This is a genomic window from Pygmaiobacter massiliensis (genome assembly GCF_900199435.1).
In the GTDB taxonomy this organism is placed as follows: domain Bacteria; phylum Bacillota; class Clostridia; order Oscillospirales; family Ruminococcaceae; genus Pygmaiobacter; species Pygmaiobacter massiliensis.
The window spans coordinates 1838935-1859954 of the sequence record NZ_OAML01000003.1 but is presented as its reverse complement, the minus strand read 5'-3'; the positions used below and the strand labels follow the sequence as shown (position 1 = coordinate 1859954).

General features: G+C 50.2%; 18 protein-coding genes and 1 tRNA gene. 2 read left to right on the top strand and 17 right to left on the bottom strand.

Features of this window, described 5'->3' with window-relative positions:
- Positions 1-35: 35 nt before the first annotated feature.
- The 4 genes from C1A11_RS13510 to mraZ all read right to left on the bottom strand — a co-directional run bounded on the left by C1A11_RS13510 (position 36) and on the right by mraZ (position 4251).
- Positions 36-2270 (bottom strand): penicillin-binding transpeptidase domain-containing protein, encoded by a 2235-nt coding sequence (locus C1A11_RS13510; RefSeq protein ID WP_102050965.1) that lies wholly within the window; start codon positions 2268-2270, stop codon positions 36-38.
- A gap of 110 nt (positions 2271-2380) precedes the next feature.
- Entirely contained in the window at positions 2381-2851 is a 471-nt protein-coding gene (locus tag C1A11_RS13505; RefSeq protein WP_102050964.1) for a hypothetical protein, read from the bottom strand.
- 44 nt (positions 2852-2895) lie between these two features.
- Complete coding sequence (gene rsmH, locus C1A11_RS13500) at positions 2896-3831, bottom strand: 16S rRNA (cytosine(1402)-N(4))-methyltransferase RsmH (RefSeq protein WP_102050963.1); 936 nt, start codon at positions 3829-3831, stop codon at positions 2896-2898.
- Complete coding sequence (gene mraZ, locus C1A11_RS13495; RefSeq protein ID WP_102050962.1) at positions 3832-4251, bottom strand: division/cell wall cluster transcriptional repressor MraZ; 420 nt, start codon at positions 4249-4251, stop codon at positions 3832-3834.
- Between the two features lie 267 nt (positions 4252-4518).
- Here mraZ and C1A11_RS13490 point away from each other — a divergent pair.
- Positions 4519-4605, top strand: a tRNA-Leu gene (locus tag C1A11_RS13490).
- A 296-nt stretch (positions 4606-4901) separates the two neighbouring features.
- On the opposite strand, the gene C1A11_RS13485 is transcribed toward C1A11_RS13490, so the two are convergent.
- Both C1A11_RS13485 and C1A11_RS13480 read right to left on the bottom strand, forming a co-directional pair.
- On the bottom strand, positions 4902-6320 hold the full coding sequence (locus C1A11_RS13485) for a sodium:solute symporter family protein (RefSeq protein WP_102050961.1): 1419 nt from the start codon (positions 6318-6320) through the stop codon (positions 4902-4904).
- Positions 6321-6948: 628 nt separating this feature from the next.
- On the bottom strand, positions 6949-8067 hold the full coding sequence (locus C1A11_RS13480) for a PrpF domain-containing protein (RefSeq protein WP_102050960.1): 1119 nt from the start codon (positions 8065-8067) through the stop codon (positions 6949-6951).
- A 334-nt stretch (positions 8068-8401) separates the two neighbouring features.
- Between C1A11_RS13480 and C1A11_RS13475 the strand changes: the two genes are divergently transcribed.
- The gene (locus C1A11_RS13475) at positions 8402-9145 is read left to right on the top strand and encodes a C1 family peptidase (protein ID WP_102050959.1); all 744 of its coding nucleotides are present in this window, start codon (positions 8402-8404) and stop codon (positions 9143-9145) included.
- 102 nt (positions 9146-9247) lie between these two features.
- Here the strand turns inward: C1A11_RS13475 and C1A11_RS13470 are convergent, their stop codons facing one another.
- From C1A11_RS13470 to C1A11_RS13420, 11 genes are all read right to left on the bottom strand, one after another.
- Complete coding sequence (locus C1A11_RS13470; protein ID WP_102050958.1) at positions 9248-10198, bottom strand: L-lactate dehydrogenase; 951 nt, start codon at positions 10196-10198, stop codon at positions 9248-9250.
- A 169-nt stretch (positions 10199-10367) separates the two neighbouring features.
- Positions 10368-11882: an L-lactate permease gene (locus C1A11_RS13465; protein WP_102050957.1), complete on the bottom strand. Its 1515-nt coding sequence runs from the start codon at positions 11880-11882 to the stop codon at positions 10368-10370.
- A gap of 128 nt (positions 11883-12010) precedes the next feature.
- Positions 12011-12301, bottom strand: coding sequence for a hypothetical protein (locus C1A11_RS13460; protein ID WP_102050956.1), 291 nt, complete (start codon positions 12299-12301; stop codon positions 12011-12013).
- A 336-nt stretch (positions 12302-12637) separates the two neighbouring features.
- On the bottom strand, positions 12638-13330 hold the full coding sequence (locus tag C1A11_RS13455) for a V-type ATP synthase subunit D (RefSeq protein ID WP_102050955.1): 693 nt from the start codon (positions 13328-13330) through the stop codon (positions 12638-12640).
- A 33-nt stretch (positions 13331-13363) separates the two neighbouring features.
- Complete coding sequence (locus C1A11_RS13450; RefSeq protein ID WP_102050954.1) at positions 13364-14737, bottom strand: V-type ATP synthase subunit B; 1374 nt, start codon at positions 14735-14737, stop codon at positions 13364-13366.
- 2 nt (positions 14738-14739) lie between these two features.
- Entirely contained in the window at positions 14740-16512 is a 1773-nt protein-coding gene (locus C1A11_RS13445; protein ID WP_102050953.1) for a V-type ATP synthase subunit A, read from the bottom strand.
- A 39-nt stretch (positions 16513-16551) separates the two neighbouring features.
- Positions 16552-16878: a V-type ATP synthase subunit F gene (locus C1A11_RS13440; protein WP_102050952.1), complete on the bottom strand. Its 327-nt coding sequence runs from the start codon at positions 16876-16878 to the stop codon at positions 16552-16554.
- Positions 16871-17836: a V-type ATPase subunit gene (locus C1A11_RS13435; RefSeq protein ID WP_102050951.1), complete on the bottom strand. Its 966-nt coding sequence runs from the start codon at positions 17834-17836 to the stop codon at positions 16871-16873. The genes C1A11_RS13440 and C1A11_RS13435 overlap by 8 nt, the downstream gene beginning before the upstream one ends.
- A gap of 21 nt (positions 17837-17857) precedes the next feature.
- Positions 17858-18448 carry a V-type ATP synthase subunit E gene (locus tag C1A11_RS13430; RefSeq protein WP_180950371.1) on the bottom strand — a complete coding sequence of 197 codons (591 nt, stop codon included), beginning with the start codon at positions 18446-18448 and terminating at the stop codon, positions 17858-17860.
- 45 nt (positions 18449-18493) lie between these two features.
- A complete protein-coding gene (locus tag C1A11_RS13425) occupies positions 18494-18976 on the bottom strand; it encodes a V-type ATP synthase subunit K (protein WP_102050949.1) in 483 nt (160 codons plus the stop codon).
- 2 nt (positions 18977-18978) lie between these two features.
- Positions 18979-21003: a V-type ATP synthase subunit I gene (locus C1A11_RS13420; protein WP_102050948.1), complete on the bottom strand. Its 2025-nt coding sequence runs from the start codon at positions 21001-21003 to the stop codon at positions 18979-18981.
- Positions 21004-21020 lie beyond the last annotated feature (17 nt).

The window sequence follows — 21020 nt, the reverse complement described above, 5'->3', positions numbered from 1 at the left end:
TCTTTTTATGGCATTGCTGTTGCTGCGCAGTAATATTAGTCGTAAATCGTATTATCGCCAAAAACTACGGTAACTACCGTGCCCGCCGGCACTTGTGTACCCGGCTCAACGTTTTGGCTGAGTGCCTTGATGTTGGTATCATCAGAAATGACACCTTCTTTAAAGATATTTAGCCCCACCGCGGTCAGTGCCTGCGACGCTGCGGTGTTAGAGCGGCCGATGATATCCGGCACCGTAATCATGCTGTCTGCTGCGCCGTCCTCGGTATAAAGGATGACGGTGCTGCCTTTCGCAAGTGAAGTGCCACCGGACGGGAACTGCCGCACCACGGTAGTGCCATTGCCGACTACCTTGCTGAAGAAGCCCTGCTTTTGCAGTGCCGCCTGCACGTCAACCAGCAAACCACCGGTCTGGTCGCCAAGGCCAGCCGTAACCTGTGCCTCGCCATTTTCTTCGTTGTAAACAGGCTGAATGCCGATGTAGGGCAGCACATCGCCCAGCACTTTGCCAGCGACAGGAGCTGCCAGCATACCACCGTAAGACGAGTAGCTGTGCGGCTCATCCAGTACGATAAGTACAGCGACCTTGGGGTCGTTGATCGGCGCGACGGCCACGAACGAAGCAATACGTGCTTCCGGGTCGCCGGAGTCGAGCTTCTGAGAAGTACCGGATTTACCACCGACCTGATAGCCGGCAACCTGCGTTTTACTAACTGCAGCACCAGCCATCAAGGTACGCATCTGCGCAGAGGTTTCTTCGCTGATTACCTGACGTTTGGAGGCAGGAGTAACATCTTTCACCACGTTGCCGTTTTCGTCCAGAATTTTGCTGACCATATGCGGCTGCACCAGATGGCCGCCGTTGATGGCAGTGGAAACTGCGGTAATCATCTGAATCGGGGTAATTTTAATGGACTGGCCAAACGAGCTGGAGGCAAGCTGCACCGGGCCAAGGCTTTCTGCTTTATAGAACTGGCTCTGTGCTTCGCCTGGCAGGTCAATGCCGGTCTTTTGGGTCAGACCAAACGATTCAAAATAAGAAAAGAAGGTCTCCGCACCCATCTTGGTACCGATTTGGATAAATGCCGGGTTACAGGAGTTAACATACGATTGCAGTAGCGTTTGCGAACCATGGCCTTCCGGGTGCGCACAGCGCATACGGGTACCGGCAACGGTCAGCGAGCCGCTACAGCTAAAGGAACTGTTAATCGTGCTGGAGCCGGAATCCAGTGCCGCTGCCGCGGTGACTGTTTTAAAAACAGAACCCGGCTCGTAAAGGTCGTTAACGGCCTTATTACGCCATTGGAACTGACGTGCTTTTTCCAGCGCTTCGGTGTGTTCATTTACATCGGCAGTAGCCGGGTCATCCTGCACCGCATCTACCTGCGCGCGCAGTGCCTCATCATAGATTGTGAACGGATCGTTGGGATCGTAAGCGCCCTCAGTTGCCATTCCTAAAATTGCACCTGTGTTTACATCCATCACAATGCCAATGGCACGCTGCGAAACGTTATGGGTTTTTACTGCAAGCTGCAGGTTCTTTTCCAGTGAATGCTGAATTACTTCGTCCAGGGTAGATACCAAACTGTTGCCGTCTTTGGCTTCATAGTAGCTTTCTTCAGCATAGGGCATCTCGTAGCCAAGCGCGTTGGTTGCCTGTACGCTGCGCCCCGGTGTGCCGGAAAGGGTGTCGTTATAATAGTATTCCAGCCCCGCAAGGCCTTTGTTATCGCTGCTGGTAAAACCGAGCACAGTCGAAGCAAAGTCGCCATAGGGGTAGTAGCGCTTGGTATCCTGGTCAATATTGACACCAGGTAAGTCAGCACTGCTCACCCATTCACGCACAGCATCGGTTGCCGGTTTTTCTACCTTTTTCTTTACACTCTCGTAATAGCTGTTGCTGGTTCGCATCCGCTCGAGCAGTGCGTCATAATCCACTTCTAAAATCTCAGAAAGTCCTTTGGCAACTGCCTCTTTTTTCTCATCCGGAATCTCTTTCGGAGAAACCGAAATATTCCACACCGTCGTGCTCTGCGCGAGCACTTTCATGTTGGCGTCGTAAATAACGCCGCGGTTTGCCGGAATCGTCGTTGCACGCATCTGTTGTTTGGATGCTTTGGCCTGCAGCTCTTCATAATCCCGCAGCTGTAAACAGCCCAGATTATAGCCAAGTAGGCCAAAACCGCCGAGCACCATTACAGCAACTGTGATGATGATGCGCCGGCGGATTGTTATCGTCGTATTCGGTTTTGGAGTTTGCTCTTTGGACATAGGCGAGTCGTTCCTTTCGGAAATTGCTGGGTAATCGTCAGCACCTTATAAAAAGACACGGCTTGAAAAAAGTCTTTTCAAGCCTTGTCGTCTCTTTTCATACTTATGTATTACGGTGCGATGTATTCCATCAGATTCATAAAACCACTCTGGAAATCGCCCAGCAAAGTCTTCACTTCTCCCTGTGGCTTGACAACTTTATCCTCGTTTTCCAGCGTGATGTAAGTCACCTGGCTGGGGTCCATTTCCATCAAGCCCAGTTGGTTGCGGGCGGTAGTCTCTACCGATTGCAGGTTCATTTTACTCTCTAAGGTAAGACTAAGATAATCGTATTCACTTTTTACTTCATTCAGCTCTTTTTGGCTTCGCTCAATCGAAGCCGAAAGCTCGGTGACCTGTGCACGTGAATAGAGCACGCCCCAGCTGAGAGATAAAGCCACGGCGCTCAAAGCAATTACTTTCAAGCCAGAAAGGTCTTTTTTCCGCTTCGATTTATTTTCGTTGGCAACGACGCGTAGGTTGCGGGGCTGTTTTTCTTCCCGGTTTTCAAAAGTACTCAGGTCATATGCAAAGTCCTGCATGGGGCGTCACCTCCTTTGTTTATCGTATTGCAAAATGCAAACGTTTAAATTTTTTCTATAATGCGAAGCTTAGCCGAGCGGGAGCGTCGGTTCACGGCCAGTTCCTCTTCGCCAGCTTCAATTGGTTTGCGGGTAATCTGCTTTGCCTTTGCCACACCGCCGCAAACGCAAACGGGAAACTCTGACGGGCAGGTACACGCGGTACACCAGCTGCGGAACCGCTGTTTTACCAGCCTGTCCTCCAGCGAGTGGAATGTGATGATGCAAAACCGCCCGCCCGGAGCGAGCAGATCAAACAAAGCGTCAAGCCCTTCTGACAAAGCGTCCAGTTCTCCATTAACGGCAATACGGAGTGCCTGAAAACTGCGACGCGCAGGGTTTTTCTCTTTTCGCCGCACCGCAGGTGGGAAGGCAGAAACGATAACCTCCGCCAGGCGCGACGTTGTTGTGATCGGCTCGCTCTCGCGAGCGGTTACGATTTTTCCGGCGATCTGCCACGAGTACGATTCCTCACCATACTCCTTTAAAATGCGAGCCAGCTCTTCTCTCGAAAGGCTGTTCACTAAATCGGCCGCTGTCGGTCCGGTTTGGCTCATGCGCATATCCAGCGGGGCATCGCCTAGATAAGAAAACCCGCGTTCCCGCGCATCCAGTTGATGCGAAGAAACACCGAGGTCAAGCAGTACGCCGTTTAGTGCAGGACGGCCCACTTGCTCTAATGCTTGTGCTGCATAACGAAAATTAGATTGAATTACAGTTGCAGGCAACCCCTGCAACCGCTCGGTCGCCACAGCGACAGCGTCGGGATCCTGATCCAGTGCATAGAGCCGGCCCGTTGTCAGTCGCTTTGCAATCTCTTTGGAGTGTCCAGCCCCACCGGCAGTACCATCCAGGTAAATACCATCCGGTTGAATAGCAAGTCCCTCAATGCACTCTGCCAGCAATACCGACACATGAGAAAAACTGATAGGTTCACTCATTTAAAAATCCAGTCCTTCCATTGCCTCAGCCATTGCGCCATCGCGCATACTTTCGGTCATTTCTTTCCAGCGTTCGGGGCTCCATATCTCAGCATAGTCGTCCACGCCGATGACGATTGCGGTATCTTCGATACCTGCATGCTCACGCAGATGAGCAGGCAGCAAAATACGCCCCTGCTTGTCCGGCTTTTCCAGTTCTGCACCAGAATAAAGCATTCTCTTCAGAGCGCGGTTTTTCACCATGCCGCTTTCAGAAAGTTTTGCCCGCACCGCTTCAAATTTAGAAAGCGGCAGTGCAATCAAACATTCGTCCAGCCAGCGGGTAACATAAAAGGTTTCACCCATCTCTTCACGGAACTTTGCAGGGAAGTTAAGACGGCCTTTTTCATCGATCTTTTGGCTGTATTCACCGGTAAGCATCGTTGCCGCCTCCTTCCTCGCGAAATGAGTCTACCCACTTTTCTCCACAATTACCCACTTAGATACTTTCATTATACAATTGCAATTTCTAAAGTGCAATACCTTTATAGGTAAAAACAGAGCCTAACGTGTGAGGAAAAACTCAAGAAAAAAACCATTTTTCACCTTTTTCGACCTTTAATTAAAAAAGTTGCAAAAAATATTGAAAAAACTTTTCTGCCTCTTGATTTTACTCGCGAGATTCGCTATAATATTAAAGTATTCCATGCCGGTGTGATGGAATTGGCAGACGTGCGGGACTCAAAATCCCGTGGTAGCGATACCGTGTCGGTTCGACCCCGACCACCGGCACCAAAAAATCAACTCATGTTGATGCAATAAGACCCGCCTCATATGAGGCGGGTCTTATTGCATTTGTACGTTTTCACACAACCATTTATAAATCACCGCTGCCAGCGACAGCCTCACTCGAACGGTCGCTCTGCTACCTATACGATTAGGGTCTAAAGTATTCCATTCCCCTTCTTAACCAAAAGAATATGCAAAACGCTGCCCACAGATTTTCTCCGCAGGCAGCGTTTTGTTTATATTGTAAGTGAAACTATTTCAAGTCTTTCCCTGTATCGGCTTTTGCAATATGAAACCGCAAGTTAAGCCATGCGTGCAGGGTTCTTTTTATAGGTAGCAAGGCTTACTACAATCAATACAATGCCGCAGGCAATCGAACCGGGAACCGCAGCGCCCAGTCCGCCGGGCTCGCCAATCATTTTCCAAAGCACGCTCACGGCAAAACCGGTAAGCACGCTGGAAACAATGCCCTGCTTGGTTGCTTTTTTCCAGTACAACGCTGCAACTGCCGGCAAGCCAACCGATGCCGCATAGAATGTCCAGGCAAACATCAAAGCATCGTAAGCATTTTTGATGTAAAGTGCAATGATGAGCGCTCCCAGCGCCAAAACCGCAGTAATGATGCGGGAGTAAGAAAGTTCTTTTTTGTCCGAAAGGTCGGGTTTGTGCGTCTTCCAAATGTCGCGCACAAATGTTTGGGTGGAAATCAGCAGATAGCTGTCTGCGCTGCTCATCATAACCGAGAGAAGCCCCGCAAGAGTTAAGCCAGTAATGCCGATGGGCAGAACACGAATAACCATAGCCGGAATAACTGCATCTGCGGTGCCGAACTCTTCGATAATGTTGGGCAAAATCTGACGTGCAGCAAGCCCCAAGGTAAGTGTAATAAGAATCGTAACCGCATAGACGCTGGTGCCCCAGAACATGCCTTTTCTCGCAGTTTTTCGGTCTTTCGCCGCAAAAGCACGCTGCCACATTTCAGCACCGGCCACAGTAAATACCAGGTTGGTTACAATCATACCAATCAGGTTGCCGTCCAGCTCAATCTGGAACATCTCTTTCGGTGTATTCGCCAGCAAAGCGGTAAGTCCGCCTGCCTGAGTAACACTCATAACCGGCAAAATCATATAAACAAAAAGCAGCAGCATAAAGAACTGTGCAACATCTGTATATACAACACCAAACAGACCAGAGGCTGCTGTATAGGTAATAAAAATCAATGTGGCAAATATGGCGCCCATCTCATAAGTAATGCCCATATTGCCGCCAAGCATTTTAAAAATAGTGGCGGTTGCAGATATCTGAGAAGCTACCGTCGCCATCATGGTATATCCAATCAGCGCGGCAAGCAAGTATTTTACATTTTTACCATAGCGGTATTCAATCAGTTCCGGAATCGAGGTAATGCCCCGTTCCTGGCCTACTTTCTGGATTCTGCCCGAGATAGCCGAAAACAGAAACATGCCCAGCAGATAGGGCACTGCCACAACAACCGACCGCATTCCGCTTGTATAGCTGATGCCGCCTCGTCCCATCATGGCACTGCCGCCAATAATGGTTGCGCACACCGTTGCCGCCAGCACCACGGGCCCGAGGCTTCTACCCGCAACGTAAAAGTCGCCTCCGTTTTTCACCCGTTTCACAAAATGCATGCCGACGCCAAGCATCCCCAGCATATACAATACAACAATTGTGACGTCCAAAGTGGTTACATGATTCATCCTACATCTCCCTTTTAATAAATTGTTTTTTAACTAACAATCTAATTTTACAGCATAAGTTGTCAGTTTGGCAAGTCGTGAAAATCACCAAGCCTTTGCTCTGGAATCAAAAATGTTTTGTAATCTCTCTGTGTTTTCTGCCTTTCAATTCTTTATTTTAAATTAATTTTTACGGCTAACAATAAGTTTTTTAAATCTATTCGCAGTTCTTCCTAAACAAGTGTTAAGTTCTGTATATATTGGTTATATAGTAAAAGTGGCGCTTTCAGTGAAGCGTAAAATGCACCGTCCACAAATGCCATGCAGTGCTTGCATCATTTTTTCAGTGTATAAAGACAAAAATTTTTGCCGGCAGCAACGCATTTGACAATAACTTCCAGGCAACAAAAAGCTTTTTTTCTGTAAAGCAACCCGGAAGTCTGCTAAAATCGCAATCCTACCAACATGAAAGCTCCTGACCTGCTTTTCAAACAGAATCCGGAGCTTTCTTTATTTTTATATCACTTTTTCAAATAAAACCCCAGAGCAACCACAAGCGGATAATCGTCTCTTTGCCGCGCTAATGATTGCTGGCCTTCTGAGGACCTACCCAATTCTGCACTTTTGTAATCGATTTTTTAAAATCGGATTAATTCTTAATATAAATTGTGCCATCCATAATTCGGCGTGCTGTTGTTTCCAGCGCCACATAATTTACTGCCTGTTCTTCTACGCTCAGTTTGAGTTGCATCACACCACTCGGATGTCCCAATCTGACGACACCTTTCTGTGCTAACTGAATCGAATCGGCAAGCAGTGTACCAGACACCACACCGGCCACGGCAGTGGCATTGGCGGAGGTAAACGGACTTGCTTTATGTGGTTGACGCACCGACCAGATTCTCACACAAATGTCCATATCTTCCGCTGCAATTTTGCGGCCTGAAAGATCTATGTAACCTTTGGGCGTTGTAAAAATGCCTATTTTAGGAACACCGGAGAAGTTATGATACGCATCGTCTAAATCTTTTGCAATTTTTAATTTTACAGCAACTGCGCACCGAATGGCTTCCAAAAATGCACTGGCGTCAGAACATGCCTCCAGTGTTTCCGGCAATTCCGTACCGGTGAGTCCTACATCTTCTGCGCGCACTAACACCATGGGGTTCGAGACGTCCAAAATAGTAACATCAATGGTTCCAAAACCAGCAATCTGCAACTGCTCTTGCGGACTGCCTGTGGGGAATAATGCCCCGGTTTTTGCCCCGGCAGGATCCATAAACCGAAGTTCCAGCGCAGGGGCAGTGCCATCAATCCCTTCTAGCACAAAATCTCCCTCTTGTGCCAGCACACCGCCTGGTGTGGACACGCAGCAGACTACTGTTTTTTGAGTATTCAGGTTCAGCATCCGAACCTCGGTAACGGGATCTTTGGCCTCTACCAAGCCTTCTTCAATCGCGTACGGGGCAACTGCTGCGGACATATTTCCACAGTTCGAGGTATAATCCACCTTTGTGCTTCCTACCACCACTTGAACTGAAAGATAGGCAAGGTCTACGTCGGGCCGTTCCGGTTTTGAAATAATTACTGCTTTGCTGTTGGAGGAAACGCCGCCCCCTACGCCATCCATCTGCTTTGGGTCTGGCCCACCTATCGCCTGCAGAATAATATTGTCCCACTCTTCGGTGTTTTCAGGCAAAAATTCTTCTCGAAAAATCAATCCACGGCAAACGCCACCGCGCATTAAAGTTGCGGGGTATTTTCTCATAAAATTCTCCTTATTCCTCTTTTTCAGTCGGGAGCAAGACCTCTTATTTTCCTCGTCAATTGGTCTGTATTGACATTATATCATGGGAGTAATCTTGCTACAATTCGCATTTTTATGCAAAATTCAAATCGATTTTCTGCATTTTCAACTTAACCTGTTTTTGTAGTGTCAGCTTCATGCTTAGGTAATTGTACTTCTTTTTATAAGTCAGGCTTTTAAGATTGTGGTCACGGGCAAAGTGTCGTTTCACCTGTTATGCAGGCAAGTCTATTCACCAATTTGCGTACTGTTCAATATACTCTGGTAGAAGAACCTTGATAAAGGAGGTCCGGATATGAGAGTTTATAACCTTGTTCGACAGAGCGAGGACGCGCGTGACTATAAGGTTTCGTTGGCACCTACAATTGGCGAGTTGCCAAAAGCAGTAGATTTGCGCCCTATTTGCCCGCCGGTTTTTGACCAAGGTAGTCTTGGCAGCTGCACGGCAAACGCCGGGGTAGCCGCCCGAATGATGCTTGGCCATATCGATTCCATGTTGTCGCGGCTTTTCCTATATTATAAAGAGCGCGAACTAGAAGGCACCGTGAATCAAGACACCGGAGCTACAATGCGTAGTGTCTGCAAAGCATTGGCTGCCTATGGGGTTTGCCTGGAACTTTTTTGGCCTTATCGAATTGACCGATTTGCAGTTCCGCCTCCCGCCTCGGCAACCTGGACTGCGCGGAAATATCGCATTTCTGCCTACCGTAGTTTTGACATTCTTGACCCGGATGCTCAAATTCTTCAAATGAAACGCTTTCTTGCGTTGCAAAACCAGCCGGTAATGGCAGGTATTGACGTGTACCAAAGCTTTGAATCCCCTTCTGCCACGCAAACCGGCATCATCCCTATGCCAAACCCGAAAGTAGAGCGGCGCCTAGGTGGCCACGCTATCCTTTTGGTGGGGTATGATGATGCACAGCAATGCTTTTTATTCCGCAACAGCTGGGGTACCGATTGGGGCGATAAGGGTTATGGTTATCTGCCTTACGCGTATATTTCCCAAGACTACGCATTTGATTTTTGGGTCTTGGAATAGTTCCTCTTTCACTTTATTGATAGCGAACAACGCTTTCCTTTCTCAAGATAAAAAGCCGCCTTTTTTAAGGCGGCTTTTTATCTATTTCTATCGCAGTTTCAATTATTTGATATCTTTGATGTGCTCCATGTTTTTGCGCACATCTGCACAGCAACCTTTAAACTGCTGATACTCTTCGTCTGTCATCGGCAGCTCGACCACCTGCTCTACACCCTTAGCGCCAATCACAGCAGGCACACCTACAAAAAGATCCTTTTCTCCATATTCTCCACACAGCTCTGCTGAAACCGGCATAATCTGTTTTTCATCGTGCAGCACAATATTCACCATGCGGGCACAGGTACTGGCAATGCCGTATTCGGTGCAAAACTTGCCGCTAAAAGTGACCCATCCGCCGGCAATTGCCTCTTTGCGTATAGCCTCGCGGTCAAACTGGAAACGTGGGTCAGTTTTTGCACAATCTTCCAGCGAGCGGCCACCGAAAGAAACCGCAGACCAAGGTGCCATCTGGGATGCCCCATGCTCGCCCATCATATAGCAGTTGATGGATTTATGGTCTACGCCTGTCTCACGAGCAAGGCAGGTACGCAGGCGGGAGGTATCCAGCCCAGTGCCGGTGCCAAAGACTCTGCCACGCGGCAATCCCGAAAGCTTTGCAATCTGGCTGGTCACAATATCGCAAGGGTTGGTGATGTTTATGATAACGCCGTCAAAGCCGGATGCCATAATTTTGTCCACATACCCGCTAACTGCCTTAATCGTAAAATCCATCTCATCCAGACGGTCGTGGTTGTTACGCAGAATATCGATATTGCCTGTGCTGTTTACAATCACATCGCAGTCTTTCAGGTCTGCAAAGTCTCCGGGGCGTACATCTACCCGGTGCGGAAAGTACATGCAGCTATCCATCAAATCCTGACTTTCGCTAATGGCTTTTTGCGCATTTGCATCTATTAAAACAATCTCGTCGGCGATGCCCTGAATTGCAATTGCATAAGCGCAATGTGCTCCCACGTGGCCTACCCCGATGATACCTACAATTCTCTTTTTCATGTTTCTGTTTCCTTTCTGTTATGCGGCCAAGCTTTTTACAGCTTTACCGTCTATGTTGATTAATTTATCTACGCGAACACCGCTGGCTGGTTTACATTGTAAAGTTCAAAGCTGCATCGTGCCGTTTCAAATATTAGACCGTGTGGTCCAATATTGTATTTTCTAGCTTTTAAACTACAAAAACCACAAGTGTATAAATCATACTCAATACCATGTAAACTGCGATTAAAACACCAAACGCCGGCAGCGTTTTTTTCATTACCTTTGCTTCTTTGCCTACTTCGCCCACAGTTGCACAGGCAGCAACCGTGTTGTTGGGGCAAATAAGGTTGCCCAGCGAAGCGCCTGCGTTTTGCGCGGCAAATACCGTTACGGGATTCATCCCCAGCGACTGAGCTGCCGAAACATGAAGTTCTGCAAACATAATATTAGAGCCCAAACCGGTACCTGTGATAAAAGAGCCCATAGATCCAATCAGCACTGCTGCTGCCGGGTAAAGCACCTTTGCAAAAGCCGCAATGTTTTGTGCAATCAGTGCCATCATGCCGGTAGCTGCTGACTGCATGATATAAGATACCACCAGCAGGCTGCCCATTGTAACAAGCACCGGCACCATATTGCGGCCTGTCAGGCGGCATACTTCTTTAAACTCTGTACGGCTTACCCGCAACGTTACTGCACCAAGCACCGCACAGAGAAAAATCACACAATCAACCCAAACGATGTATCCGAAGGTGGTAAGAATTTTCAGCGGAACGGTATACCGAATAACCGGCAAAAGCACCAGCATGTAAAGGTACGGAGAAAGTGCCTGCACCGAGCTATACTTTTGTTTTACCCCTTGTGGGAACTCGTAACGGTATTCTTCCGGTGTGCGAATCGGCACCACTTTCACATAAAGCACTGAAAACAGAATCGAAATAAATCCTGTGCCCATCGAGGTAACTTCCGGCCCAATAAAATTAGACAGAAAGAACATGGTGCCCCCAGTGGTTACGCCCGCATACAGCAAATAGGGTATGATGCCCCGAAACCCTTTGCGGCCAAAGGTAAGTGCTACAATCAAAAACGGAATAATAAGAACGCCGAACATATGAATGCGCCCTACCATGGCGGAGTTTTCTGCCGCTGTGCTAATCCCTGCATTCACCAATGCCGCGCCGCCAGAAATTGTTGTCAATCCGGCGCCGCCCCACGAGCAGGGCGTTGCATCGCCGAGCAGTGCTACCGCGATGGCCGTGACCGGCTCAAACCCCAGCGCCACCAAGAACGGAGCGGCAATGGCAGCCGGTGCACCAGCGCCTGCGGCACCCTCAAGAAAGATGGGAACCATCATGCCAACGATAACCAACTGCACTCGTCGGTCGGTGCTGATTTTAGCAACTGTGTTTTTCACGTCTTCGATGGCCCCTGTGGCTTTCAGCGTATTTAAAATAACGAATGCTGCAAACACCATGGCCACAATTTTCAGGCCTTCTTTAATGCCCTTCCAAAGCAGTGCATCGACAGTTGCAACATTCTGTGTAAAGCTCATCGACTGCACGTTGAACCAAGTGAACGCCAGCACAATCGTCCATACCAGTGCAAGCGGTGCAACTTTCATCGCTGGCTTTTTAAAAGCCAAAATACCGACGAGCACCACAATAATCGGGCTTGCAGCTAAAACAAAATTGATGACTTCCATAACTAACTTTCCTCCCCAAAATAAATACAGCACTGCTTCATTGCTGATAGATGCTCTGATTGCGATGCCGCATAATAAAAAACCGGCTCTGCCCGAAATGGACAAAGCCGGTTTTTTGATACCTGTAATTACGCCATTGGGCGCAATGGATACAAAAAAAGCGGAATTCCATAATCCGGACGCAGAAAATAATTGCAGATAAGCAGTAGTGCAATTAGGCCTAGCAGGCTAATTAGGGTAAGGGATAGCGCAAGAATAGCGCACAAAACTGCAACAAAAAAGGACACCAACAGAGTGGTGTCCTTGCGTAGAGCAAAACGAGAAGCGGAGCAAACCTGGGCGCAGCGAGAAGCAGCTTTGTCAGCGCAAGCTGCAAAGCAAAAAGTCGTATTCATTGCAACGCTATTTACAAAGTTCATCCCTCGCCGCCCCTTTCTCTCGAAAATTAAGTTAGTCTTATTTTCTTCCAAGTTGTGGTAAAAGTCAAGATAATATTTTCATGTTTTTTGCATTTTAGTGATATTTTATGCAAAGCGCCAACAGAGAGTTTCTTTTGCGCATGGCACTTTAGCACTTTTAACTGGTAAACTATTTCTGTTTTGATGGTCGCAATGTGTTTAATGCCGACTAACCTCTCTTTTCCTTTTCCCGTCTGCCCTCACAGTGAGCTTTGCCCTTAATGCTTCTGCCAAAAAAGAAGACGGTGACAAAAAAGGTAGCAGAATTTCTGCCACCTTTTTAATGATGTTATAAACTTATCCGCTCTGCTCCATTCGGGTACGGGCTGCAACTTCGGCGCGCTCTTTGTAATGATGCGTTTGCTCCAGCATCATGTCTTTTACTTTCATCAAACGAATCTGCGTGCTTCGCTCGTTTTCGTCCAGTTTCATCGTAATAAACTTGATGTTGGTTTGCAAATCCGGAATCATCACATGCTCCAGCGCATTTACGCGTCGGCGTGTTTTCTCAATTTCCGCGGCCATCAGCTGGCAGCTTTTCTCCACCTGCGCCAGCCGCAGCATATCCGGCAAAAGCCCTGCCATCGACGCAATTGCGTCGTCCAAATCTGCGGATGTGTAAGCAAAACCGTAAGAATAAAGGTCCCCCTGATCTGCACTGCGGTGCTGGGCTGTGTACTCCGGAATCTCCACGCTCATGACGTTGCGGGTTGCTACTTCAAGATAGACCCGCTGCGTCGGTGCCATCAATGCGGTGTTCATTGCCTCATCGCTCATACCAGAACGCGCAAGCACAAAATCTCGGTTGGCCGAAGCGATGCCGGCTTCTACCTTTTCGCGCAGGGCTTTATTTTCGCGCACCAGCTCTAAAAACTGTCGCATCAATTCGTCGCGCTTGTCTTTGAGCAGTTTATGGCCCCTTGTGGCGGTAACCAGCTTTTTCTTTAGCCGGGTCAGTTCCATTCGGGTTGGGTTCACATGGGTCGCCATTCACACTGCGCCCCCTTTCTTTTGCGTTTTCGCTCAAGTTTTTCCGTAATAGCGGTCAAGGTCTTCGTCCTTAATGCGCTTCAGCTCGCTGCGCGGCAAAATAGAGAGCAGCTTCCACCCAAGGTCAAGTGTTTCTTCAATGCTGCGATTGGTTTCGTAACCTTGCGAAACATATTCTTTTTCAAAAGCGTCTGCAAATTTTGCATACAGTTTATCAATTTCGGTCAGTGCAGCTTCGCCCAAAACCACCGTCAGCTCTTTTGCCTCTTTGCCGCGTGCATAGGCTGCAAAGAGCTGATTCATCGTGCCGGAATGGTCAGCGCGGGTTTTGCCGTCGCCGATGCCTTTATCTTTCAGTCGCGAAAGGCTGGGCAGCACGTCAATAGGCGGCGCAATGTTTTTGCGATACAGCTCACGCGAGAGGATAATCTGTCCCTCTGTAATGTAGCCGGTCAGATCAGGAATCGGGTGGGTTTTGTCGTCCTCGGGCATCGTCAAAATCGGAATCATCGTGATTGAGCCGTTTTTGCCCTTCTGGCGGCCAGCGCGTTCGTACAGCGATGCAAGGTCGGTATACATATAGCCAGGGTAGCCGCGGCGGCCCGGCACCTCTTTACGCGCGGCTGAAATCTCACGCAGTGCGTCTGCATAGTTGGTGATATCGGTGAGGATGACCAGCACGTGCATATTCTTTTCAAACGCAAGGTATTCGGCAGCAGTCAGCGCCATACGCGGCGTTGCAATACGTTCAACTGCCGGGTCGTCTGCAAGGTTCACAAACAGCACGGTGCGATCCAGCGCGCCGGATTCGCGAAATGAATTGACGAAAAAGTTGGACTCCTCAAACGTAATACCCATGGCAGCAAATACAACCGCAAATGGCTCGGTAGTGCCGCGTACTTTTGCCTGGCGTGCAATCTGTGCTGCCAGGTTTGCATGCGGCAAACCTGAGGCCGAGAAAATCGGCAATTTCTGCCCACGCACCAGCGTGTTCAGGCCGTCAATCGCCGAAACACCCGTTTGAATAAATTCTTCCGGATAGGTGCGGGCGGCTGGGTTAATCGGCAAGCCGTTGATGTCGCGGCGCTGGTCGGGCAGAATTTCCGGACCACCATCGATGGGGCGGCCAAGGCCGTCAAACACGCGGGAGAGCATATCCTCAGACACACCCAGCTCCATGCTGCGCCCCCAAAAACGCACTTTGCTGGATTCCACGTTGATACCGGTAGAGCTTTCAAACAGCTGCACCAGAGCGTTTTGGCCGTCGATTTCCAGCACCTTGCAGCGGCGGGTTTCGCCGCTTGCCAGCTCAATTTCGCCCAGCTCATTATAGGCGACGTTTTCCACGCCGCGCACCAGCATCAGAGGCCCTGCGACCTCCTCAATGGTTCTATACTCTTTCGGCATGGTCAGTCCTCCTCCTTGCTTTTAGCCACTAAGTCTTCCACTTCGCTGCACAGCTGCTGCAGAATCTCCTCGTACACGGCATCTATCTTTTCATTTTCGGTGTATTTAAAGCGGCCAATAGCCTCACGCACCGGCAAGCTGCAAAGCGCCTCTACCGGCGCGCCTGCCTCCAGCCCTTTGGTAGCCTCATCAAAGTAGGCAAGCACCAGTTTCATCATCAGGCGCTGTTTTTCCAGCGGGGTGTAGGTATCCACGTCGTGGAAAGCGTTCTGGTGCAAAAAGTCCTCGCGAATACTGCGGGCCGCCTCCATCTTGATGCGGTCAGGTGCACTCAATGCATCCATACCGACAAGCTGAACAATCTCGTTCAGCTCGGATTCTTCATGCAGCAAAAGCATGACTCGTGCGCGCAGCTCGAGCCAATCTGGTGCCACGTTGTCGCAGAACCATTTGCCCGTCATGTCGGTGTAAAGCGAATAGCTGGTCAGCCAGTTGATGGCCGGAAAATGGCGCTTATAAGCGAGTGCGGAGTCAAGGCTCCAGAACACTTTCACAATGCGCAGCGTTGCCTGGCTCACCGGCTCGGAAATATCGCCGCCCGGAGGAGAAACTGCGCCGATGACCGAAAGTGCACCTTCGCGCGGCTCACTGCCAAGGGTTTTGATGCGGCCTGCACGCTCATAGAACTGCGCAAGGCGGCTGCCCAGGTAAGCGGGGTAACCCTCCTCACCGGGCATCTCTTCGAGCCGTCCGCTCATCTCACGCAATGCCTCTGCCCAGCGCGAGGTAGAGTCTGCCATCAGCGCCACCGAATAGCCCATATCACGGAAATATTCCGCAATCGTGATGCCGGTGTAAATCGATGCTTCGCGCGCTGCCACCGGCATGTCGGAGGTGTTGGCAATCAACACGGTACGCTCCATGAGGCTGCGACCGGTATTCGGATCTTTCAGCTCTGGGAATTCGTTCAAAACGTCTGTCATCTCATTGCCGCGCTCGCCGCAACCAATGTAAACCACCACGTCCGCTTCCGCCCATTTGGCCAGCTGATGCTGTACCACGGTTTTGCCGGAGCCAAACGGCCCGGGCACCGCCGCAACACCGCCTTTTGCGATGGGAAACAGCGTATCAATCACACGCTGGCCAGTCACAAGCGGCATATCCGGCGAAAGCTTTTGCTTATAGGGGCGGCCACGGCGCACCGGCCAGGTCTGCATCAGCGGCACCTGTTTTTCACCGTCTTTCGTGCGCACGGTGGCAATCATTCCGGTTACTGTAAAATCCCCTTCTTCTATCGCAGTAACAGTGCCGTCCATGCCCACAGGCAGCATGATTTTTTGCGTAATCAGCTCGGTTTCTTTCACTGTGCCAAGCACATCACCTGCCTGCAGCACATCGTCCACTTTTGCAACCGGCACAAAATGCCACATTTTTTCACGGTCCAGGCTGGGCACCTCCACGCCGCGCGCCAGGTTGTTGCCTGCACGCTCCATAATCGCCTCCAGCGGGCGCTGGATTCCGTCAAAGATGCTGCCGATCAGGCCTGGTCCAAGTTCTACGCTCATCGGCATACCGGTAGATTCTACAGGTGCGCCGGGGCCAAGGCCCGAAGTTTCTTCGTAAACTTGAATTGACGCTGCGTCACCGTGAATCTCGATGATTTCTCCGATGAGCCGCTCTTCTGAAACGCGCACAACGTCAAACATATTTGCATCGCGCATTCCGCTGGCAATGACCAGCGGGCCGGCGACTTTTTTGATCGTTCCTTTGCTCATATCGTTGTCTAACCTTCCTTTCGGGCGGATTAATTAAGGTTATTGGCTATCAGCGCCAAAAATAATGTCAGAACCGACAGCCTGTTCTACAAAGCGGCGCACATTTGCAATGCCAGCACCCGTGTTGCCGTAAGCACCGGGCACGGGAATAATCGCGGGCATCAGCCGTTCTGCATATCCTGCAATCTCCTCTTTCAGCGTATCTGCAAGTGCTTCGGTCATGTAAATCACCGCGTAGTCTTCGTCCGCCAGGCGGCGCAGAGTGCGCGCCGCTTCTGCTTTTTCCACAACGGGAACAATTTCAAGCCCAAGAGCCGCAAAGCCGTAAATGCTGTCGCGGTCCCCCAGTATCGCTGCCTTATACATACATCCCCCTCAGCCTTTCCCGCACGGCAGCCGCAGGCAGCCGGTTAAGCTGCCCGGACAAAATCATGCGTACAGATTTGATTTCGCACTCTCGGGCCAGAAGGTATGCAGCCAACGGGCCAATGCCGCTGTTGACTGTTTTTTGGCTGCGGATGGAATTCATCATCAGATTATCGCACCAGCACTCAAACGCCGCTGCGCTCTTGCGCAGCGCGGGGACCGCCTCGGCGTAATCTGTATTAGCAAGGTAGGTGTATAGGGCCTCTAGGCCTTCTCCGGCGGCAAGCGCCAGCCGGTCTGCCGAAAGCGTTTCGCATTCCACCAAAGCCTCTCGCACAAAGCTGCGCGGTTTGCCGAGTTTTGCGCAGCGGGCTGCTGTTTTAATATCTGCCACTGCAACTATCAGCTCGCCATAACGCGCCAGAATATCACTGCCGGAAGCCTTGCCTGCTTGGTAGGTCGCCGCAAGGGCAGCAACGTCCAAACGTATGTCGCAAAGCTGCCCGTCGCCCGAAGTGCGCAGTGCATCAAACGCAGCTTCTCCGGCCACGCGCATCTCCGGCGGCAAATCAGAAAAATCTGCGGTTTCTGCGGCATGCCGCAGCTGTGCAAGCGGCACGGTGCCGCGCGGAAGATAAACAGGTTCCACCTCTGAGCCGGTGATGGTTTTTTTAATCGCGGCTTTCAGGTTGTGGTAGTCGTTTGCCACCAAAAAGACATTAAACGGGGACATATCCTCTACCATTTCAGAGATAAAGTCCCAGGTTTTATTTTCTTCTGCCATTAAAATTGCGCCCGGTTCGTGCAGCTCTGTCTCCCAGCCTTTTTCGGCGAGGATGGCGAGCGCTGCGTCATAATCGGGTGCTGCCAGCATCTGCTCCAGCGTGGTGGAGGTCAGCATAGACAGCTCCCGCACATGGGCGCGGGTAACGGCATAGATGTATAGATTGTTTGCCATTCACGCTTCCCCTCTCTGCCGCTAGGCGCAAAACAAGGTCTTTTGCGCAATGTCTTGCAGCTTTTCGCGCGCTGCATAAAAAAGACTTTCCAGTGAGCAGTTCTGTTCGATTTCTCCGCAGCGCAGAATAAACCCGCCGGAGATTGGCACCGGTGTTTTGCTGATGGTCAGTTTTGCTTCGGGCGCAGCTTTTTTCAGCTGCTCTGCAAAATCTGCCGGCAGCCTTGCCAAATCTTTTTCGCAAAGCTGCATCTCACCCTCGGCCTTGCCAGCGCACTGCGCTGCAAGCTTCAGCAAAAATGCAACAGCCTCACCATCCGGCAGTTCTTCCAGCTGTTTTTGCGCATCGGCGATAACTTGGGCAATCAGCTCTCCGCGTTTGCTGAGCAAAACGCGCCGCTTTGCCAGCCGTGCCGCACTTTGTGCAGCAGTATTTGCCTCGTTCAGCTTTGCTTCATTCAGCTCATCTTCATTGGCTGCAAGCAGTTTTGCTTTTTGCTCTGCCGCTGCCAGCATTTCCTGCACCTCGGCCTCGGCAGCATCGGTCACGGTTTTTGCCGCCGCCTCACTCTCGGCCTGGATATGCGCAATGATTTTTTCGATTCCGGTCAATGGGCTCCCCTCTTTCGTTTTAGATTTTGTGTACGAAAGGATCTATCATACCGGAAGTTTGCCGATGTTGACGATAGCAAGCAGCGAAATCAGCAAGCCGAAGATAGCGTAGGTTTCAACCATAGCGGGCAAAATCATGGCTTTACCAAACTGTTCGGGGTGTTTGGCAACCAGCTGGATAGACGACACCGCGGTACCAGCCTGGCCAATGGCAGAGAAGTATCCGATGATTGCCATCGGCAGGCAAGCGGTAAGGTAAAGCAGGCCTTTGGCAAGGCTCATTTCAGCACTGCCACCGAAGATGCCGCAGTTGATAAAGATCATGAAAGTGACAACGAAACCGTAGATGCCCTGGGTACCGGGCAGCAGCTGAAGAATGAGCACCTTGGTAAACATAGACGGATTTTCGCTGATGACGCCGGCTGCGGCCTGGCCGGTACGGCCAACACCGATTGCAGAGCCAACGCAGGCGAACAGGGCGGAAAGTGCTCCGCCGATTAATGCAAGTGCAACACCAAAGCTATTCATAATTAATTATCCTCCTTGGAAAGTTTGTAATATTTTGTATGTGCGGCAAACGGCTCAAACTTGCGTCCACCGCCATTATAGAACTTGCCGAAGAACTCTACGAACTGCAGGCGGTTGGTGTGAACATACGCGCCCAGCAGGTTGATGCCGAGGTTGATTGCATGCCCCAGCAAAAAGATAATAACAAACACGATAATACCAAAGCCGCCGAGCGGTTCTGCTGCCATGCCTGCCATTTTGTTAATGACTGTGCCAATAACGCCGGTTGCAAGGCCGAGTGCCAGCAAGCGGGAATAAGAAAGGATATCGCTGAGGTATCCTGTGGCACCATACAGACCGTAAAGGCCGCGCAGAATACGCACTACCCAGTTTTTGGAATCTCGCCCAGAGGTAAGAATAATGCCAAGTGCACCTGCAAGGATAGCACCTTTTAAAATTGTCATCCCCACCGGCGGCAACGCCAGCTGAAAGCCTGCAACATCTGCAAACATACTGCTGGTCGTCAGCAGCAGCACCAGCCCGCCAATCAGCAGATACCAAAAGATTCCGTCGTAAAAAATTTCTCGGTATTCCTTGTTTTTAAAGTGCTGCGCCATATTCATTGCAAGGCCGCAGAACAGGTGGATAATACCAAGCAGCAGTGCAAACAGCAACATACGCATCGGGTCATCCAGCGGCGCAAACCACAAGGGCCCAAGTGCTACATTAGAGCCAAAGAAGGTGGAAGCAACAACACCTACCACATCACCGAAGAAGCTACCTTGTAAAAAGCCCCAGAACATAGTAGAAATGCCGCAGTACAAAAACATTTTTAAAGTGTTTTTCATGCTGCTTTCCATGTTTTTGAATTTGGTAAGACAAATGCTGCAAGCCAGCACAATTAAAACACCGTAACCAGCGTCAGAGAGCATCAGACCAAACAGCAGATAATAGAACAGCGACATCACCACCGAAGGGTCCAGCTCACCTTTGGCAGGCATGCTGTACGCTTCCACCACACTTTCCACTGGGGTGGTAAAGGCGTTATTTTTCAGCAATACCGGCACATCTGCCTCCGGGTCAGGCTCTGCGATTTCTACCGCTGCCCCAAACCGCTTTTGCAGCTGCTGCTCTATTTCCGGCGCCTCGTTCGCAGGCAGATATCCTGTTAAGAAAAATGCGTATCTCGATTGCAGCAACGCTTCGGTAACCGCATACTCTTCACTGCGCATGGTGCAGTAGTCAATATAAAATCGCATCTGGTCTGCTTTTTCTGCCAGACTCTGCAATTTTTTGATGTCTGCCTCGTTCGATTCTTCGTTTTTTTGAATACGGGATTGCAAGCGACTCTTTTTGATTTCCGGGATATGTGTCGAAGGGTTTGCAACCCTCATAAAACCCGCAGCGCGCAAAGCACCTTCCGCAGCGCGCCTTTCTTCTTTTCTGCAAAGCAGAAAAATGCCTGTTGCGTCTGAATGTGTAAAGACAATATCCAGCTCATAAGTTTCAAAATGTGGTAGTTTTTCTGCCAAAATAGCCATTACAGCTTCTCTGGTCAGGGGACCTGGCAGTGTACCAATCAATGCCTCGGTAGTTTTAGTGCCTTCAAATGAGGTCGGCACCGCCAGCGGCAACCATGGTTCAAGAGCCGCAATCTGTGCCGTTAAGCGCTGATTTTCTGCTTTGCGGTCTTGAATCGCTTTGCCAAGGGTTAAAATGCGTGCTGTGAGCGCGATGGTCTCTTCGTTTTTTTGCATATATGCATTGCAGGCTTCTTGCGACAGCGTTTCACGCCCCGCCAACATAGAAAGCGGCGGTGCTGACTTTACCCCATAGGTCCCAAGCACTTCTAAAGCGGCTTTGGTCTCGGCAGCGCCTTTGTCATAAAAAGCGCGCTTTTGTGCTGCTTCTGTTTGGGAGATAGAGGCTGCTTCCGGCGCAATAGGCGCCGGCTGCACACAGCCACACCGCTGCAAATACGCTAAAATATCTGCCTGCTGATGCTTCAATCCGCAGACCGTAATCTGCTTCATGGCAACAATCGCCATGCGTTCTCACTCCTCTC

Bases quoted from the DNA above. Each gene is read 5' to 3' on its own strand.
- C1A11_RS13420 (WP_102050948.1), bottom strand. From the start codon at position 21,003: ATGGCGATTGTTGCCATGAAGCAGATTACGGTCTGCGGATTGAAGCAT.
- C1A11_RS13470 (WP_102050958.1), bottom strand. From the start codon at position 10,198: ATGAAAAAGAGAATTGTAGGTATCATCGGGGTAGGCCACGTGGGAGCA.
- C1A11_RS13505 (WP_102050964.1), bottom strand. From the start codon at position 2,851: ATGCAGGACTTTGCATATGACCTGAGTACTTTTGAAAACCGGGAAGAA.
- C1A11_RS13450 (WP_102050954.1), bottom strand. From the start codon at position 14,737: ATGCCGAAAGAGTATAGAACCATTGAGGAGGTCGCAGGGCCTCTGATG.
- C1A11_RS13485 (WP_102050961.1), bottom strand. From the start codon at position 6,320: ATGAATCATGTAACCACTTTGGACGTCACAATTGTTGTATTGTATATG.
- C1A11_RS13480 (WP_102050960.1), bottom strand. From the start codon at position 8,067: ATGAGAAAATACCCCGCAACTTTAATGCGCGGTGGCGTTTGCCGTGGA.
- C1A11_RS13465 (WP_102050957.1), bottom strand. From the start codon at position 11,882: ATGGAAGTCATCAATTTTGTTTTAGCTGCAAGCCCGATTATTGTGGTG.
- C1A11_RS13445 (WP_102050953.1), bottom strand. From the start codon at position 16,512: ATGAGCAAAGGAACGATCAAAAAAGTCGCCGGCCCGCTGGTCATTGCC.
- C1A11_RS13475 (WP_102050959.1), top strand. From the start codon at position 8,402: ATGAGAGTTTATAACCTTGTTCGACAGAGCGAGGACGCGCGTGACTAT.
- mraZ (WP_102050962.1), bottom strand. From the start codon at position 4,251: ATGCTTACCGGTGAATACAGCCAAAAGATCGATGAAAAAGGCCGTCTT.
- C1A11_RS13425 (WP_102050949.1), bottom strand. From the start codon at position 18,976: ATGAATAGCTTTGGTGTTGCACTTGCATTAATCGGCGGAGCACTTTCC.
- C1A11_RS13435 (WP_102050951.1), bottom strand. From the start codon at position 17,836: ATGGCAAACAATCTATACATCTATGCCGTTACCCGCGCCCATGTGCGG.
- rsmH (WP_102050963.1), bottom strand. From the start codon at position 3,831: ATGAGTGAACCTATCAGTTTTTCTCATGTGTCGGTATTGCTGGCAGAG.
- C1A11_RS13510 (WP_102050965.1), bottom strand. From the start codon at position 2,270: ATGTCCAAAGAGCAAACTCCAAAACCGAATACGACGATAACAATCCGC.
- C1A11_RS13455 (WP_102050955.1), bottom strand. From the start codon at position 13,330: ATGGCGACCCATGTGAACCCAACCCGAATGGAACTGACCCGGCTAAAG.
- C1A11_RS13460 (WP_102050956.1), bottom strand. From the start codon at position 12,301: ATGAACTTTGTAAATAGCGTTGCAATGAATACGACTTTTTGCTTTGCA.
- C1A11_RS13440 (WP_102050952.1), bottom strand. From the start codon at position 16,878: ATGTATAAGGCAGCGATACTGGGGGACCGCGACAGCATTTACGGCTTT.